This window comes from Arthrobacter sp. SAFR-023 (assembly GCF_051965295.1).
Lineage (GTDB): Bacteria > Actinomycetota > Actinomycetes > Actinomycetales > Micrococcaceae > Arthrobacter.
This window is the reverse complement of the sequence record NZ_JBQCMF010000024.1, coordinates 1-17,326: the sequence shown is the minus strand read 5'-3', so window position 1 is coordinate 17,326 and position 17,326 is coordinate 1. Positions and strand designations below refer to the sequence as shown.

Below are 17,326 nucleotides of genomic sequence, written 5' to 3'. Positions count from 1 at the left end.
GTTCCCGCTGGATCCATCGCAAAAACCGCCCCTTTGATACGCGGAAACGGCACAATGCACCCCCGGCGCGAAACCGGGCATTTCCCTCATATGCCGTGCGTCACATTACCTGTCAGGCTGGGTTGCCGAGGCCCCGGCGCGGATCCATCCGAATGCCGCGGCGCCTCTCCACCCGCCCCCTGAAAGGACCTGCGCCATGACGCTGCCGCACCCCCAATCCACGATCACCGGAAACCCGGGAAGGGAGACCCGGACAGCCAACTGGGTGGCTTTCGTCATCTGCGCCGCCCTCCTGTTTGATGGCTACGACCTGGTGGTCTACGGCACGGTCCTTCCGGGGCTGCTCGCAGACGCGGGCCAAATCGGGCACTTCGATGCGGCCACCGCCGGGCTCCTGGGGTCCTGGGCCCTCATTGGCGTGCTGGTGGGGTCGCTGGCATGCGGAGCGATCGGTGACTTCTTCGGCCGCCGCAGGCTGATGCTCGCAGGCATCGCCTGGTTCTCCCTGGGCATGTTCGCCACCGCCCTGGCCACGGATGTCACCGCCTTCGGTGCCCTCCGGTTTGCCACTGGGCTGGGCCTGGGCGTCGTCATCGCCAGCGCCGGCGCCACCATGGCCGAGTTCGCACCCGCGGGACGGCGGCAGTTCTACAACGCAATCGTGTACTCCGGGGTCCCCGCGGGCGGCGTGCTGGCATCCGTCCTGGGCATCGCCTTCCTGGACAGCATCGGCTGGCGCGGCCTCTTCATCATTGGATCCCTGCCCCTCCTGGTCATCCTGCCCATTGCCTGGCGGAAGCTTCCGGAATCCCCGCGCTGGCTGCTTGCCCGGGGCCGGGAAGAGGAAGCCCTCGCCGCAGCATGGCGCACCGGGGTGCCGCTCGCCGAAGAGCAGGTGATCCGGAAGGCCGGCGCCGCCCCGCGGAAGTCCGGGTTCGCCGCCGTCTTCTCCCGCCAGTTCGCCGTGGCATCCATCCTGCTGGGCCTGATGTCCTTCTGCGGCCTCCTCCTGACCTACGGGCTCAACACCTGGCTGCCCAAGATCATGGAGGGCTACGGCTACGGCCGGACCTACGCCCTGTTCTTCCCGCTGGCCCTGAACCTGGGCGCCGTGGTGGGCGGCCTGGTGGCCTCCCGGATGGCAGACCGGAACGGACCGCAGCGGGTCATCGCTGCCACGTTTGCCCTCGCCACCATCTCCCTGGGGCTGATGACCTTCAGCTTCCCGCTGCCGCTGCTCTTCACGTTCATCGCCACCGCAGGGGTGGGAACCCTGGGCACGCAGGTGCTGGTCTACGGTTTCCAGTCCAACTACTTCACCACCAATGCCCGTGCCGCCGGCGTCGCCTGGTGCGCCAGCGTGGGCCGGCTGGGCGGGGTCCTGGGTCCGATCATCGGTGGCTGGCTGGCAGCCGCGGGGATCGGCGGGGCAACAGCCTTCTACATTTACGGCGCGGTGGCCCTGCTCGGCGGCGCCGTCACCATCCTGGTACCGCGGCAGCACAGGCTGGAGGAAGCACTGCCCGTCATTGAAGCACCGCTAGATTACGTCGAAAAAGTATCTAAGTAAGGCCTTTTATGGTTACTCTATGAATAAATGAGGCCGCGCCGCGCCTCCCCCGGCTCGTTGGAAAGGTGGCATCGGATGGAAATCCGCCAGCTGAACTACTTCATCGCGGTCGCGGAGGAGCGGCATTTCGGCAGGGCGGCGAAGCGCCTGCACATGGCGCAGCCGCCGCTGTCCCAGCAGATCCGCCAACTCGAAGACCAGCTGGGCGTCCAGCTCCTCAACCGCACCACCCGCCGGGTGGACCTGACGGCGGCGGGCCAGCTCCTGCTGGACCGCGGCCGCCAGATCGTCAACGACGTCGAGACGCTCCGCGCGGATGTCTACCAGGTGGGCAAGGGCGCCACCGGCGTCCTCCGGGTGGGGTTCTCCGGCTCGGCAACCTACGGTGTCATGCCCCGGATCGCGCGGCTCACCAAGCAGGTCCTTCCCGGCCTGTCGCTGGCGCTGAACGGAGAGATGCTGACGCCGTCCATGGAAGCGGGGCTGCGGAACGGGACCCTGGACGCGGCACTGCTGCGTCCCCCCGTTGCCTCCGAGGAAATCGACTACCGCGTGGTCACCCAGGAGCCACTCGTCGTCGCGCTTCCCTCCTTCAGTGCCCTGGCGGTGGACCGGCCCGTGGCCATGCACGAACTGCAGGACCAGGACTTCATCGCCTACGCGCCGGAGTCGGTGCTGAACCGCATCACCTCGGACCTCTGCCGCCAGGCAGGCTTCCAGCCGCGGATCACGCAGGTGGTGGGCGAGACCTCCACCATGCTGGCGTTCGTGGCCGCGGGCGGCGGCATCGCCGTCATGCCGTCCAGCGTGCGCGCCTTCCAGCTCGAAGGCGTCGCCTACCGGGAGATCGACAATGTTCCCCCGGTGGAACTCGCCGTCGCCTGGCTGAGCGGCCACCGTTCCGCGCTCCTGCAAAACTTCCTGGACATCGTGGCCACGGCAACCGCTGATGCCGCCACCCCCGCTCCCGCTGATGAAAGGCACCTCCCCTCATGAAGATCGCAGCCATCGAGGCGATCCCCTACTCGATCCCGTACCGCCACCCGCTCCATTTCGCCTCCGGCTCCGTGCACGAGGCCGACCACGTCCTGGTCCGCGTCCACACCGACGACGGCGTGGTGGGAACCGCAGACACCCCGCCCCGCCCTTACACCTACGGTGAGACGCAGAAGTCCATCGTCGCGGTGGTGCAGGACGTTTTCGCCCCGCAGCTGGTGGGCCTTGATGTCTTTGACCGGGAAAAGATCCAGGCCGTGATGGCGCGGACCATCCACAACCAGACCGCCAAGGGCGCAGTGGACATCGCCGTGTGGGACGTCATCGGCAAGACCCTGGGGCAGCCCGTGACCAAGCTGCTGGGCGGCTACACCGACTCGCTGCGCGTCTCCCACATGCTCGGCTTTAAACCCGCCAGGGAACTCCTGGCCCTGGCCCTGGAGTTCCGGGAAACCTACGGCATCAACACCTTCAAGCTGAAGACCGGACGCCGTCCGCTGAACCTGGACATCGAGGCCGCAAGGGTGCTGCGGGAAGGCCTGGACGAGGACGCCGAGCTGTACATGGACGCCAACCGCGGGTGGACCGCCAACGAGGCCGCCGAGGTGCTGCGCCGCACCGCCGACCTCGGCCTGCAGTTCCTTGAGGAACCGGACGACGCCCGCGAGGTCTTGGGCCGCCGGCGCCTGGTCACCAACTCCCCCATCCCCATTGCCGCGGACGAATCGGCCGCCAACCTCGGCGAGGCGGCCCGCGAAATCCTCACTGGCGGGGCCAACCTGCTGTCCGTCAAGACCGCCCGGTCCGGCTTCACCGAAGCCGCCAAGATCGTTGGCATGGCCGAGGGCATGGGCATCGACGTTTACATCGGCAACCAGATCGACACCCAGGTAGGCACCGTGGCCTCCGTGGTGTTCGGCGCAGCCTTCGCCCACACCGCCAAGCGTGCGGCGGAACTTTCCAACTACCTCGATATGACCGATGACCTGCTGGCCCAGCCGCTAGCCATCACCGGCGGGCGGATCCACGTTCCCGCGTGTCCCGGCGCCGGCACCGACGTGGACGACGACAAGCTCGCCCACTACCGCACCGACTGACACCCATCCCTTCCAATTCCACCGAGAGGTCACCATGAAGTACCTGGTCCATATGGACGTCAACCTGCCCGCCGGCATGCCCGCCGAAGAAGCCGCCGGAATCAAGGCAAAGGAGAAGGCCTACTCCCAGGAACTGCAGCGCTCCGGCAAATGGCCCGAGATCTGGCGTGTGGTGGGCGAATACGCCAACTACTCCATCTTCGACGTCGAATCGAACGACGAACTGCACGGCATCCTGCAGGGCCTTCCCCTGTTCCCGTACATGGACCTCACCGTGGTCCCGCTGGCCAAGCACCCCTCGGACGTGAAGTAGCCGGGTCAGTCCTTGGCCCGGAATGCCGCCGCGAGTTCGCTGCGTGACCGGATACCCATCTTCCGGTACAGCCGCGTCAGGTGGTACTGCACCGTCTTTTCGGCCAGGAACAGGGCCCGTGCCGCCTCCTTGTTGGTGGCGCCCGCAGCCACCAGCTCGGCTACCGCCTGTTCCTGCGCGGTGAGCTGTTGATGGTGGCTGCCCACGGAGGAGAGCACCGGATCCGCCGGGTCAGGCAGGTTCCCCACATCCAGGCCTGTTGCCTTCAGCTCGCGGTCGCACCGTTCAACGTAGGTGGCCGCGCCGAGCGAGTCGTAAAGGTCGCGGGCCGCGCGCAGCACGGATGACGCCAGGCGGCGCTTCCCGGCCCGGCGCATGCTTTGCCCGAACGCAAAACTGATCCTTGCGCGCAGATAAGGGCGGTTGAGCCCGCGGAGGTGTCCCAGCGCCGCCTCGAAGTGTTCCCTGGCCGTGTCCGGGTCCCCCTGCGCGGCCAGCAGCCGACCCCGCGCCCATGCCATGCGGGCCAGGTCCGAAGGGACTTCCCGCTCGCGGTGCACTCCTTCGAAGGCGGTAAGGAACGCCTCTGCAGCATCGAGCTTGTCGGTCATGACCAGCGCGTTGACGTAGGTGTCCTGCCAAGGCCAGAAGGACACCCGTTGATCGGTCCAGGGGTCCAGCTCCGCCAGCGGCTGCAGGGCAGCCAGGGCACTTTCGTAATCCGCCCGCGCCTCGTGGAAACGGGCACGTGCCAGGCTGGCCGGGACCTGCATGGCCCGGTACGTTCCCGGCTGCACTGCGGCCTGTGAGACGTAGTAGCGTGCCCGGTCCCAGTCGCCCCGCATGGACCACAGCTCGGCGGCCGTCCAGTACAGCAGCGGGCGGATCAGCGGCATCCGCGAGGTTTCCAGCCGGACGCTGGCCCGGGAGATGGTGGCGGCGGCCGCATCCCAGTTGCCCAGCACAAGGTGAGTGCGGGCGAGCCAGGCCTCGGCCCACAGGGAGATCCGCAGCGATCCCCCTCGGTACTCGGTGGGGGCGGCCGACTCGAAATTGACCAGCGCGGATTCGGCGTTGTCCAGGCGCAGGGCCAGCCAGCCGGCGCCCATTTGCACCCGCTGCTTCTGGGCATTCTCGGCCGCCTGGGCAGAGGCCCGATGGTAGGAGGCCTCGGCGTCCGCTATCCGGCCCTGGGCGTACAGGCCCAGGCCGTAAATGGCCTCCGACTCGATGTGCGCCGGAGTTCCAGGCTCCCTTAGGGCCATGGCGCGTTCGGCCCAGCCGGTGATCATCGGACCATCCCAGGAGGCCACCCCGTGGAGCACGAAACGCTGGGCCACCTGCGCTGCCGCGGCGGGTTCGTGCTGCGGATTGCTGGTCCGCCAGGCCATCTCCAGTTGGCTTTCGGCGCTGTCATTCTGTCCGGACACCGTGGACAGATACCCCAGCACCGAGGAGCGAAGGGGCGACGGCGGCAGGGCATCCACCGCCCCTGCCCAGGCCTGCGCCTGGGCCACATTGCCGGAGCCGACCAGGGCGTCGACAGCTTTCAGGAGCCGGAGGTTCCGGGCGCGGATGTCAGGGGAGAGCCGCGAGGCGGAGAACAACGCGGTGGAGGCATCCTGCCATGCGCCCACCGTGGCCTGCCGCCGGGCGAACTCCTCCAGTTCGGCGGCCAGGGTTTCGTCCGCGGCCGGGGTGGCCGCAACGCGGTGGCCCAGCCGTTCACCCTCGGACTGGACAACCTCGGAAGACTTCCGGTGCAGGGCAATGCGCCGGCTGGGGACGATCTGTTCGTAGACGGCTTCCGCGGTGCCGGGTTCCAGGAAGGCGACGGCGGAGCGGGACTGGTCCACGGACAGTCCCAGCAGCCCGGCGCGGTGCCCCTCATCGAGCGCCGGCATGACGGATTCCAGGCCGCCCACCCTGGCCACCTCAGCCAGGCCCGCGCCGGGGCCGAGCACCGCTGCGGCTTCCGCGGCGGCCACCAGGGCAGGGGACGCGGCCGCCAAGACACTGCGGACCCTGGCGCGCACCCGGGAAGTGGGCGGCAGGGACGGGAACCACGACTGCCAGGTCTCCGGGGGCAGCTCACGGAGCAGCTCCACGATGGACTGGGCAATCCCGCCGGTGTGCGTCACCAGGCCGTGGGCCGCCGTCGCGCTGAGGTCCAAGCCGAACAGGCTCCGCGCCACGTCCTGGACCTGCTGCGGCGAGAGCGGTTCCAGCGGAATACGGACCACTTGGTGGCCGGTGAGGAAGTCTAGGACACCGGCGGGGACGCGGGACGCGTCACCAGGGTTCAGGGTCAGCAGGAACAGGACCCGCTTGTCGTGCAGCCTGCGCATGACGAAGGTGAGGACACGCAGGCTCTCCTCATCGAGCTTGTGGACGTCGTCGACGGCGACCACCACGCTGCCGTGCGTCTGCAGGCCTTCGAGATGGGTGCTGAGCGTGGAGGCGTAATTGACCACCTGGTCGGGGGTCAGGGAGGCGACGGGCGCCGGCGCCAGGGCCGGGCCGCCGTCGTAATCCTTTGCCGTCCGGAGCGGCAGGGTCCGCATGAGCTGGGAGTAGCCGGCCAGGGCGAACTGCGCCTCCCAGTCGTCCCCCATGGCGGACAGGACGCGGACGCCGCGGGCGGCCGTCCGGCAGTGGTCAAGGAAGAGTTCCAGGAGCGCGGTTTTGCCGGACCCGGACGGTCCGGAGAGGACCACGGTGCCCACCTTGCCCTTGCGGACGGTGCGGAGGATTTCCAGCAACTGCTCGAACGCCGCGGCCCGGCCCGCCAGCGGGAAGTCCTCCGCCATCTCGCCCTGGGTGGAGCCCGCCGTCATGGCCGCCATCCTACCGGAGCGGCCTGGGCGCCCCCATGGCCTGCATCCATCCGATGCACTAGCCCAGGTCGCCGCCGGCCACCGGGAGGATGCTGCCGGTCAGGTAGGACGCCTCGTCCGAGGCGAGGAACACGATGGGCGCCGCCTGCTCGTCCAGGGTGCCGTAGCGCTTCATGAACGAGGACCCCACCGTCTGGTCAACGATGGTTTGGTACCAGTCCTTCTCGGTGGCGGACTCGGCTTCCGGCCCGCGCTTGACCTTGCGCGGCGGGGCTTCCGTGCCGCCCGGGGCGGTGGCCACCACGCGGATGCCGTGCCCGGCCACCTCCATGGCCAGTGACTGGGTCAGCGCGTTCACGCCGCCTTTCGCCGCGGCGTAGGGCACCCGGTGCATTCCCCTGGTGGCTACCGAGGAGACGTTCACGATCGTGCCGGAGCCCTGCTCCATCATGGCCGGCAGGACCGCCCGGCAGGTCCAGAGCGTGGGAAAGAGGGAACGGCGGATTTCCTTCTCGATCTTGTCCTCGTCGTACTCCTGGTAGGGGCGCGCCCAGATGGTGCCGCCCACGTTGTTGACCAGGACGTCCACCCGCCCGTGGGCGGCGAGGGCGGCCTTGATGGCCTGGGTGGCGCCGGCGAAGGTCTCCAGGTCCGCGGTGACGGATGTGGCCGAGCCGCCCGAACCCGACGCTTTGGCGGCCTCGTCGATGCCGCGGGCAACGTCGTGGACCAGGTCCGCGCGGTCCACCAGGACCACGGCGCCGCTCTCGGCACCGATGCGTTCGGCCACCTTCTGTCCTATCCCCTGGGCGGCACCGGTGACGACGGCGACCTTGCCGCCGAACCTGCCCGGGGTCACGTATTGCCCGGCGTACGGCGCAGCCATCAGTGTGCGGCCTTGGCGTCGATGGCCCCCACCATGGTCCCCTTGGCATCCTGGGCGTGGGCCATGATGACTTCGCGCAGCCTGGCTTTGTCCCCGCGTTCAAAGGCGTCGACGACGTCGATGTGGTCCTGCGTGACGCGCTCGAAGATCGGCGTGCCGGCTTCGAAGGCCGCGGCCATCTGGGCGTGGACGTCCAGGCGGCGGTAGGACTCCAGCAGCATCGGGTTGTCGCAGATCGTGAAGAGGTACTCGTGGAATTCCTCGTTGGTGCGCGCGAACCCGTCGGGATCGGTGATGTTTCCGTCCTGCACCGAACCGGTGGTAGCTTCGGCCAGGCGGCGGAACTGGCGCAGTTGTTCCTGGGTGAGCCGTCCCAGCAGCAGTTCGCTGACGGCAAGCTCCAGGCCCATGCGGGCGTCCAGCTGGGCGAAGCTGTCCTCCTTGTGGAAATCCAGCCGGCCGGTCTCCAGCGAAGACACGGCTTCGCCGCGGGTCATGGTGTCGCCGTCGGCCTGGATCTTCTCAACCGGAGCCGGGGCGCCCGTTTCGGCGTCGCCGCCGGTGGTTTCCTTCGGTGCGAATCGTTCGAAGTAGAAGTTGGCGGGCTTGATGCCTTCGGTGTCCAGCCATTTGGAGACGGCATTGACCATGGGCGGTGGGCCGCAGAGGTAGATGTCCACGTCGCCGTCGTTGAGGTGCTTCGGTTCGATGATCTGGGTGACGTAGCCGGTGTGCGGAGCGGAGGTGCCGGGCTCGGAGGCGATGTAGTCCCAGGTGAAACCGGGCAGTTTCGCCTCGTAGGCGCGCAGCCAGTTCAGGCCCACGATGTCGGCCTCGCGGGTGAGCCCGTAGATCAGGTGGACCGGGCTGGAGGGCGGGTTTTCGGCGAGCTTTTCCAGGATGGATAGGAGCGGGGCCAGCCCGGTGCCGCCGGCCAGGAGCAGCAGGGGCCGTTTGGGCTCGCGCAGGAAGAACGATCCGTACGGGCCCGTGAACTCGATGGTGTCGCCCACGGCGGCGCGGTCGCGGAGGTACTCGGACATGGCGCCCTGCGGAGTCACCCGGACCATGAAGGACGCCTCCTGGACCTCGGGGCCGCTGCTGAAGGAGTAGGAGCGCTCGGCATCGGAGCCGGGGACTTTGAGGTTGACGTACTGTCCGGGGAGGAAGGTCAGCGCGTCGCGGTTGTCCACCTCGAGGGCGAAGGACACGGTGGTGTCCGTGTGCCGGTTGAGTTCCTTGATGGTGGAGGTGAAGGACGCGGCGGCCGTCTTCGCCGATTCGGACGTGGCCGGGATCTGGATGGCGAGGTCCGACTCCGGCACGGCCTGGCAGGTGAGCAGGTAGCCCTTTTCGAGTTCCTCCTCCGTCATGGCGTCGTCGATGAAGTCGCCCGGGTCGAAGGAACCGGAATCGCAGAAGGCCTTGCAGGTGCCGCAGGCGCCGTCCCGGCAGTCCGATGGAATGTTGATGCGTGCCTTGTAGGCGGCATCCATGACGGTCTCATAGTCGCCGACCTTGATGACTTTGGTGACGCCGTCCTCGAAGCTGAGGGCTACTTTGTGGCCCATGGGGTCCTCCTGACTGTCCGGGCGCGCCATCGCGGTCCGGAAAAAGTTATGGTGTGCCCGGTGGGCACAGGGTGGAAAATGCCGTGCGGCGCCCCCAGGTCTCGGGCGCCGGCTGCGGGCGGGTCAGATCATGTAGACGTCCACCACGTGGTGGATGTAGTCGTTCTTCAGGACCACCTTCTTCTTCAGGATCACCGACTGCGGACCGGAAAGGTCCAGGGTGTAGTAGCTGGTGCCAAAGTAGGTGTCCGTCGTGTTGTAGCGGAAGTAGAGGGTGAACCAGTTGAAGCGCACGTCCACCGTGCCGCCGTCGTTCGCCAACACCTCGACGTCCGTGATGTTGTGGCCCGTGCGCGGCTCCGGGAGGGAGGTGGCTGATGACCTGTCGGTCTTGATCCGGAACACCCGGTCCTCGATGCCGCCGCGGTTGTCGTAGTAGATCAGGGAGATCTCGTTCTGGGGGTCCTGCGTCAGCTGGTCGTCCACGTCCCAGGCCGGCATCCAGAATTCGGAATCCGGGTGGTAGCACTCCAGCCATTCATCGAACTGTCGGTCATCCAGCAGGCGGGCTTCCCGGTAGAGGAACGCCCGGACGGTTTCGAGGGTTGCGATCTCCTCCGCGGTCTTCAGGACCGGGGCGGTGTGGGTCAGGTTGGTCATGGGTTCTGCGCTCTCTGTGGTTCGGGCGGGCTCTCAGGCGGTGACGGGAATGGATTCCAGGGCGGAACGCTCCTCTTCCTCCGCCAGGGCCCGGTCCATGACTTCCTTCCAGTACCCGTGCTGGATGGGGTAGAGCCCTTCGTCTTCGGTGCGCACGCCGGAGGCGATCACCCGGGTCATGCCCAGGGCCTGTGCCTGCTCATCCGGGCCGGTGATCTCGTGGGTGGCGCCGCGGGTCATGTCGTTCCACGGGGCGCTGGTGGCCCAGTAGGTCTTGTTGCAGGAGCGGAATTCCTCCAGGTCGTCCGGCGTGGCCATGCCCGTGGCGTTGAAGAAGTCCTCGTACTGGCGGATGCGCTTGGAACGGTTCTCCTGGGACTCGCCCTTGGGGGCGATGCAGTAGATGGTCACCTCGGTCTGGTCCGCGGAGATGGGCCGGAAGTGCCGGATCTGCGAGGAGAACTGGTCCATGATGTAGACGTTCGGGTAGAGGCACAGGTTGCGGGAGATGTTGATCATGAAGTTGGCCATCTCCTCGCCGTACTTGGCCACGAGCTCGTCGCGGCGGTCCCAGAGCGGACGGTCCTGGGGGTTGGTCCACTCCTGCCAGAGCAGCAGGTGGCCGTGGTCGTAGGAATAGAACCCGCCCTTGACCTTGCCCCACTTGCCGGCGTCCATGGCCTTGGTCTTGTTGGCGGAATCCCCGGCGCTGCGGCGGGCCGTGGTGGCTGCGTAGTTCCAGTGCACGGCGGTGACGTGGTAGCCGTCGGCACCGTTCTCGGCCTGGACCTTCCAGTTGCCGTCGTAGGTATAGGTGGAGGATCCGCGCAGCACTTCCAGGCCCTCGGGTGACTGGTCCACTATCGAGTCGATGACCTTGGTGGCATCGCCCAGGTGCTCCTCGAGCGGGAGCACGTCGGCCTTCAGCGAGCCGAACAGGAAGCCGCGGTAGGACTCGAAGCGGGCCACCTTGGTGAGGTCGTGTGAGCCTTCCTTGTTGAAGGTCTCGGGGTAGCCAGCGTTCCGGGAGTCCTTGACCTTCAGCAGCTCGCCGGAGTTCTTGAAGGTCCAGCCGTGGAAGGGGCAGGTGAACGTGGTGCGGTTGTCCGTCTTGCGGCGGCACAGCATGGCGCCTCGGTGCGAACAGGCGTTGACCAGGCAGTTCAGGTTTTCATCCTTGTCCCGGGTGATCATCACGGGGGTGCGGCCGATATAGGTGGTGAAGTAGTCGCCCACGTTGGGGATCTGCGACTCGTGGGCGAGGTACACCCAGTTGCCTTCGAAGATGTGCTTCATCTCGAGTTCGAAGATCTCCTGGTCGGTGAAGATCTCGCGCTTGGCCCGGATGACGCCGTTCTCGCGGTCGTCGATCACGGCGTCGGCAAGGACCTCGCGGGCATGGATCAGGTTCTCGGTCATGGCGTGCTCCCTCATTGGAGATTGCTGGACGGATGGTCGGAGGTCCACTCGGGAAAGGGCTTCGGCGGCGGACGTTGTCCAGCAATTCTTGCCGCTCGTGATTGGCCTCACATCAGGCAAATACCTAGGTTCCACCAAGGGTGTCTTTATGTACCGATAATGACTCAAAAGACGCCTAGTTGATATTTGTAGCGTCCTTATCTGCGCGCCTACGATTGAGACCGACATCACGCGGTGCGGCGCAGGGCATGACGACTGGCCCCGCAGCCCGCGTCGGGTGCAGGAGCCCTTCCTGTCCCCATTCAATGAGGAAGGTGGACATTGTCATGACCCAAACCCCAACGGACAGCCGCACGGAAAACGAAGGCACCGCCGTCGAAGCAGGCACCAAGGCAACCGAGCGGTTCGCAGCGTCGGGCAAGCTCTCCAAGGTGGATGTATCCAAGGAACGGGTGAGCCTGCTGGCCGGCGCGCTGATCAAGGCCGCCAACGACATCGTCGAGGAACACCAGGTCACCTACGAGGAATACAACGCGCTCAAAGCGTGGCTGATCAAGGTCGGGACGGACGGTGAATGGCCGCTGTTCCTCGACGTCTGGCTTGAGCACACCGTTGAGGACGTCAACTCCCAGGACCGCCCCGGCACCGTGGGCACCATTGAGGGCCCCTACTACGTTCCCAACTCCCCGGAACTCCAGACGCCCGCCACGGTTGAAATGCGCGACGGCGAAGAGGGCACCCCGCTGCGCTTCAGCGGCCAGTTCACCGACACCGAAGGCAACCCCATCCAGGGCGCCCATGTGGAGATCTGGCACGCGGACGCCGCCGGTTTCTACTCCCAGTACGCCCCAGGCCTGCCCGAGTGGCTCTTCCGCGCCACCGTCAAGGCTTCAGACGATGGCCGGTTCGAGATCAACACGATGCGTCCGGCGCCCTACCAGATCCCCACGGACGGGGCCTGCGGGCAGCTGATCAGTGCGGCGGGCTGGCACGCCTGGCGTCCGGCGCACATCCACATCAAGGTGTCCGCACCGGGCTACGAGCCGGTCACCCAGCAGCTTTACTTCCCCGGCGACCCCCACAACGCTGACGACATCGCCTCGGCAGTGAAGCCTGAACTGATGCTGGACCCCCGCCCCCGTACCGACGGAAAGGGCGAGGAAGTAGTTTATGACTACGTCCTGGCAAAGCAGGGCCAGAAGAAGTAGCACGCAACTGGGAGATACCCCCGCACGGAGGCGCTCCGGAGCTGAAGCTTCGGAGCGCCTCCGGTTTTTCCGCGCCAGCCAGGAGTTCCGATGAGCCATCCCCGTCCCGACCTGCCCGCCACGTCCGTCGGATCAGCCGTGCTGGTGCCGGAGCCCTTAGTGGAACGCCCGGGGGTCCGGCCCGCAGGCCCGCGCCAGATTCTTCGCGACCTGGGCCTGTCCTATGTCTCCAACGGGGCCATCGGGCTCATTTTCGCGGCGTCCGGACCCATCGCCGTCACCCTGGCCGTCGGAACGGCGGGCGGCCTGACCCAGGGCCAGCTGTCGTCCTGGGTTTTTGGCATTCTCTTTTCCGGCGGGGCGGCCACGCTGCTGATGTCAATCATTTACCGGCAGCCCCTAGGCTTCGCCTGGTCCATCCCCGGCACGGTTCTCCTGGGACCTTCCCTGCAGCACCTGACCTTCCCGGAAGTCGTCGGGGCCTTCTTCACCTCCGGCGTGCTGATCCTCGCCCTGGGCGCCACCGGGGTGGTTCGCAAAGCCATGGCGCTGGCGCCCACGCCGATCGTGATGGCCATGGTGGCCGCGGTGTTCCTGAAGTTCGGCACAGACGTCGTCGCCTCCACCCAGGACAACCCGGCCGTGGCTGCCCCGATGGTGGCCGCGTTCCTGGTGCTTACTGCCGTTCCCATGCTCGGCAGGTATCTGCCGCCGGTCCTGGGCACGCTGGTGGCAGGCTGCATCGCCGTGGCGGCCAGCGGCCAGTTCAGCCTTTCACACGGCGGAACGCTTCTGGCCACCCCTGTTTTCACCGCGCCTGAATTCACGTGGGCTGCCCAGCTCGAGCTGGTGATTCCCCTCGCCCTCACCGTGCTGTTCGTTCAAAACGGCCAGGGCATCGCCGTCCTCCGGGCCGCCGGCCACCATCCGCCGGTGAATGCCTTCGCCATTGTGTCCGGCGCCTTCTCGGTACTGAACGCAGGGTTCGGGGCCGTCTCGGCCTGCGTCACTGGTCCCACCAACGCCCTGCTGACGTCGTCAGGGAAGCTCCAGCGCCAATACGCGGCCGCCGTGGCGTACGGCCTGCTGGCCCTGGTGTTCGCAGCGTTTGCCCCCACCCTGACCCGGCTGATGCTGGCCGCGCCCAAGGAGTTCGTCCTGGCGCTGGGTGGCATCGCGATGCTGCGGGCCCTCCAGCAGGCCTTCGTCACGGCCTTCGCAACCAGCTTCACCCTGGGCTCGCTGGTGACGTTCGTGGTGACGATTTCCGGCATGAACCTCTTCAACATCCATGCAGCCTTCTGGGGCCTGGTGATTGGCTACGGGGTGTCCAGGCTTCTTGAGCAGAGGGACCATCTGGGTCTCTGAGTCGGCCAACCTGCAGCGTCGTCCGCGTACAGGCCCGTCCCGGCTTACGTGACCGTGGATCCAGCAACTCCTCCTCCCACAAGGCCAGGTCCTGAGTGCGGGACAGCTGGAGTATCGCGGCAAACCGCGGCTAATGATGATGGCGGGGCAATCACCCAGTTCAGTCAGCGCGGCTTTACGCCCCCAGCCGCGACGCGGTGATCGAAATGCCCCTCTTCCGACCTGTTCCCGGCACGGGGCGACGGCGGGGATCAGGTGTGGGTTCGGGCCACTGAGGCTGTGTCGGTGCATCACCGTTCCGTCGTGTAGTCATCCAGCAGGTTGGCCATGAAGGAATGTGAAAGACCAGCCAGGCGGAAACCTCATTTCCGGACGCCGCGCCAAGAAAACCTCCACCGCATCGTGCAGTAGACGCCGAAGGTAGCCATGAACAGGCAACGACGCGAAAACCAGAAACGCAGGGATGAAAGGCTGCGTGAGCTTCATGAGCCAAATGCACGGCAATGCAATCTCTCAGTAGGCCACGGTAATGCGCCCCAGATCATCCGCGGGAGTCCGCCGGAACCGATTCCGGAACAAGCCGACACAAGTCATGTCGCCCTCCCCCGGACCGACCATGAAGAAGCAGCAAAGCCACCACGAACCGAGAAAGAGAAGCCTGGTGAAAACCCAACGACCAAGAAAAGAAACCCGACCAGAAACTTTTTCAGGTCATGTTGCCCCAGCCAGCCACCCCCACGAACAGGTAACACGCACCAAGACCTCCAACCAGGGAACGAAGGAGGTCGCCGGCCACACCACCGGCCACCAATGAAAAAGGCCCCCGAAGGGGCCCACAAGTGAACAAAATGTCCACACTCAGAGGCTAAAAAGCCCCTGAGCAGGGAAAACACTGTGCCCGAGGTGGGACTCGAACCAGCTGCTCCCCCTGAAAATCCGCTCCTCTTCCGAAAACTTCCCGAATCCGAACCAATCCGATGCCGGTACAACCGAATCCGAAGCCCAGGTGTGCGCATTGTGCACACCCTCTTTTGTGAGCATGGGGCCCCGCATTCGAGTGAGACGGTCTTTTTGGCGTCGTGATTCCCTTGTCATCACCAACCCGGCATGATGTCCACTGTGACGACGTTCTCGGGTTCAGGCAGAATCCGCCAACGCAGGAAAAAATGAGTTGAGCGCTGACGCGCGGAACAAGCCGACGGCTTGGGTTCAGCCAGAGTCATAGCGGCGGGACCTCCTTCGAACATCTCATGGACGGAGACGACAGAAGAAGCATGACCCGAACCTCGCCCTACCGGGCACTGGGCGGCCACAAGACCCGCGCCTTCAACATAACGGAATATCAATTATCGGCGTTTCGCGTCCGGGATCGTGACTGTCTCTAGCTGCTCTGTCAAGCCGTGTGGATGAGGGTGCTGGCTGCGGAGTTTTTATGATCGTCGACCAGTGCTCGGTAGACGACGTCGGATAGTCGGCGTTTGAGGATACGCAGTGCTTCCATGCCCCCGTCCCCTCCTGCTTTGCGGCGGGCGAGAAGTTCTCGCGCTCCGGGATGGCAGCGGGCCTGGGTGGGCGCGATCCGGTGCAGCGCCGCGTTCAGCTGTCTGTTTCCGGTTCGGGAGAGTCGGTGCCGGGCCTTGTTCGAAGACCACACCGGCAGCGGGGCAGTGCCGTTATGGCGTGCGTAGGCGTCCTTCGATCGGAAGCGCGCAACGCCGGCGGTCTCTCCCAGGATCTTCGCCGCCGTCAAGGACCCGCAGCCGATGATCGCCAGCAGTGCCGGGGCGATGACTGGGATCCGGCGGCTGAGTGCGGCTGTGAGTTCATCGATCTCCTCGGTTAGGCGGTGCAGATGGGTGAGGAGCCGTTGAGCGAGGTCGGCAACGATCCCGGAGAAGTCGTCCAGGTGGAATTTGATGCGTGCGAACGCGCTGGCCCGGTCAAAGTTGGCCGGGGCCGCCCATGCAGGATCGAGCTCGTGCAGGTGCCAGCGGAGCCGGCTGATCACCCGGGTCCGTTCAGCGACGACGTCCTCGCGGTGGTCGACCAGGAGGCGGATCTCGCGTTCTGCGCCATCGAGACGGGCGACCGGCAGATCGGGTTCTCGCAGGGCGGCACGTGCGATCGCGAGAGCGTCTATTGGGCCGGACTTGCCGAACGTACGGGCGCTGTCCCGGACATTCGACATCAGCTTCGGAGGCACTCGCACGACCTGTTCGCCCGCCGCGAGGAGGTCGCTTTCCAATCGTCTGCTCAGGTGCCGGCAGTCCTCGATCGCCCAGAGCCGTTCCTGATCATCATGCTTTCTCGCCCATGCCAGCAGCGCGAGATGGTCGTTGCTGGTCGAGCCGATCGTCTTGACCGCGATCTGCCTGCCGACCGTGTCCGCGATCACGGCCGTGTGGGAGCGCTTGTGCGCATCGACTCCGATAATCACCATGGTCTTGTCTCCTTTCCTTCTACGGGTAGGGGTACAGGACCGGTCGGTCGGCATATCCCAGTCAGGGGCGAAGCCACGCTCCTCTCAAGCCAGACCGGCCGGTCCCTTCGTGCCAGCCGGTCGCACTACAGACAAAGCCACGGAGGCGAGAAACGATGGAGCGAACCAACCGGCACACCAAAATAGTGACACTGGGAAAAACGGTGGATCCACGGTTGGCCTGACACGCCGGGCGTTGCCTGGCGGGGAGGACCGATCATGAGCGACACCATGGATCCCATGGCGACTGATGTGGATCAGCAAGAGTTAGCGCAGCAGCTCCTGGCCCAGGCCAGGGAGCAGGGCATCGACCTCGTCGGCCCTGACGGGCTGTTGATCCGGCTCACGAAAAACGTCCTAGAGACCTCGTTGGAAGCGGAAATGGACGAACACCTCGGATACGAAAAGCACGACGTGTCCGGGCGCGGGAGCGGGAACTCCCGCAACGGCACCCGGACGAAGACCGTGCTGACCGAGATCGGGCCGGTGGAGATCGACGTGCCGCGGGATACCGGCTCGACCTTCGCTCCGCAGATCGTGAAGAAGCGGCAGCGGCGGCTGACCGGCGTGGATGAGATCGTGTTGTCACTCAGCGCGAAGGGCCTCACCACCGGGGAGGTTGCGGCCTACTTCGCCGAGGTGTTCGGTGCCAGGGTCTCCAAGGACACCATCTCGCGGATCACGGAGAAGGTCGTCGGTGAGATGACCGAGTGGCAGAACCGGCCCCTGGACCGGGTCTACCCTGTGGTGTTCATCGACGCGATCCACGTCAAGGTCCGTGACGGGCAGGTCACCAACCGGCCGGTCTACGTCGCGATCGGCGTCAGCGTCAACAGGGAACGGGACATCCTCGGGCTGTGGGCCGAGGAAGGCGGCGAAGGGGCAAAGTTCTGGCTCTCGGTGCTGACCGAAATCAAGAACC

13 protein-coding genes are annotated in these 17,326 nt (G+C 66.1%); 7 read left to right on the top strand and 6 right to left on the bottom strand.

The genetic code is table 11. The features are described from left to right. Nucleotides 1-196 precede the first annotated feature (196 nt). The 4 genes from ACTHQX_RS20155 (at nt 197) to catC (ending at nt 3,976) form a co-directional block, all read left to right on the top strand. Nucleotides 197-1,570: an MFS transporter gene (locus ACTHQX_RS20155; RefSeq protein WP_236808246.1), complete on the top strand. Its 1,374-nt coding sequence runs from the start codon at nt 197-199 to the stop codon at nt 1,568-1,570. A gap of 75 nt (nt 1,571-1,645) precedes the next feature. After that, the gene (locus ACTHQX_RS20150) at nt 1,646-2,566 is read left to right on the top strand and encodes a LysR substrate-binding domain-containing protein (RefSeq protein WP_440159064.1); all 921 of its coding nucleotides are present in this window, start codon (nt 1,646-1,648) and stop codon (nt 2,564-2,566) included. Next, nucleotides 2,563-3,663: a mandelate racemase/muconate lactonizing enzyme family protein gene (locus ACTHQX_RS20145; protein WP_236808242.1), complete on the top strand. Its 1,101-nt coding sequence runs from the start codon at nt 2,563-2,565 to the stop codon at nt 3,661-3,663. Before ACTHQX_RS20150 ends, ACTHQX_RS20145 begins: the two co-directional genes overlap by 4 nt. A 34-nt stretch (nt 3,664-3,697) precedes the next feature. Then, entirely contained in the window at nt 3,698-3,976 is a 279-nt protein-coding gene (catC, locus tag ACTHQX_RS20140; RefSeq protein WP_236808240.1) for a muconolactone Delta-isomerase, read from the top strand. Nucleotides 3,977-3,981: 5 nt separating this feature from the next. On the opposite strand, the gene ACTHQX_RS20135 is transcribed toward catC, so the two are convergent. The 5 genes from ACTHQX_RS20135 to benA all read right to left on the bottom strand — a co-directional run bounded on the left by ACTHQX_RS20135 (nt 3,982) and on the right by benA (nt 11,349). Continuing rightward, nucleotides 3,982-6,813, bottom strand: a complete 2,832-nt coding sequence (locus tag ACTHQX_RS20135) for an AAA family ATPase (RefSeq protein WP_440159063.1) — start codon at nt 6,811-6,813, stop codon at nt 3,982-3,984. 58 nt (nt 6,814-6,871) lie between these two features. Continuing rightward, nucleotides 6,872-7,699 carry a 1,6-dihydroxycyclohexa-2,4-diene-1-carboxylate dehydrogenase gene (locus tag ACTHQX_RS20130; RefSeq protein ID WP_236808236.1) on the bottom strand — a complete coding sequence of 276 codons (828 nt, stop codon included), beginning with the start codon at nt 7,697-7,699 and terminating at the stop codon, nt 6,872-6,874. Next, nucleotides 7,699-9,270, bottom strand: a complete 1,572-nt coding sequence (gene benC, locus ACTHQX_RS20125; RefSeq protein WP_236808234.1) for a benzoate 1,2-dioxygenase electron transfer component BenC — start codon at nt 9,268-9,270, stop codon at nt 7,699-7,701. The genes ACTHQX_RS20130 and benC overlap by 1 nt, the downstream gene beginning before the upstream one ends. Nucleotides 9,271-9,393: 123 nt before the next feature. Beyond that, a complete protein-coding gene (benB, locus tag ACTHQX_RS20120; RefSeq protein ID WP_236808232.1) occupies nt 9,394-9,930 on the bottom strand; it encodes a benzoate 1,2-dioxygenase small subunit in 537 nt (178 codons plus the stop codon). A gap of 33 nt (nt 9,931-9,963) precedes the next feature. After that, entirely contained in the window at nt 9,964-11,349 is a 1,386-nt protein-coding gene (gene benA, locus ACTHQX_RS20115) for a benzoate 1,2-dioxygenase large subunit (protein WP_236808230.1), read from the bottom strand. Nucleotides 11,350-11,675: 326 nt separating this feature from the next. Between benA and catA the strand changes: the two genes are divergently transcribed. Together catA and ACTHQX_RS20105 are read left to right on the top strand one after the other, a co-directional pair. Next, nucleotides 11,676-12,557 (top strand): catechol 1,2-dioxygenase, encoded by an 882-nt coding sequence (gene catA, locus ACTHQX_RS20110; protein WP_236808228.1) that lies wholly within the window; start codon nt 11,676-11,678, stop codon nt 12,555-12,557. 90 nt (nt 12,558-12,647) lie between these two features. Continuing rightward, nucleotides 12,648-13,925 (top strand): benzoate/H(+) symporter BenE family transporter, encoded by a 1,278-nt coding sequence (locus ACTHQX_RS20105; protein WP_236808220.1) that lies wholly within the window; start codon nt 12,648-12,650, stop codon nt 13,923-13,925. A gap of 1,393 nt (nt 13,926-15,318) precedes the next feature. Here ACTHQX_RS20105 and ACTHQX_RS20100 read toward each other — a convergent pair. Next, nucleotides 15,319-16,365: an IS110 family transposase gene (locus tag ACTHQX_RS20100; RefSeq protein WP_236808218.1), complete on the bottom strand. Its 1,047-nt coding sequence runs from the start codon at nt 16,363-16,365 to the stop codon at nt 15,319-15,321. Nucleotides 16,366-16,635: 270 nt separating this feature from the next. Here ACTHQX_RS20100 and ACTHQX_RS20095 point away from each other — a divergent pair. Beyond that, on the top strand, nt 16,636-17,326 hold a 691-nt coding region (locus ACTHQX_RS20095), incomplete at its 3' end, for an IS256 family transposase (protein WP_440159068.1).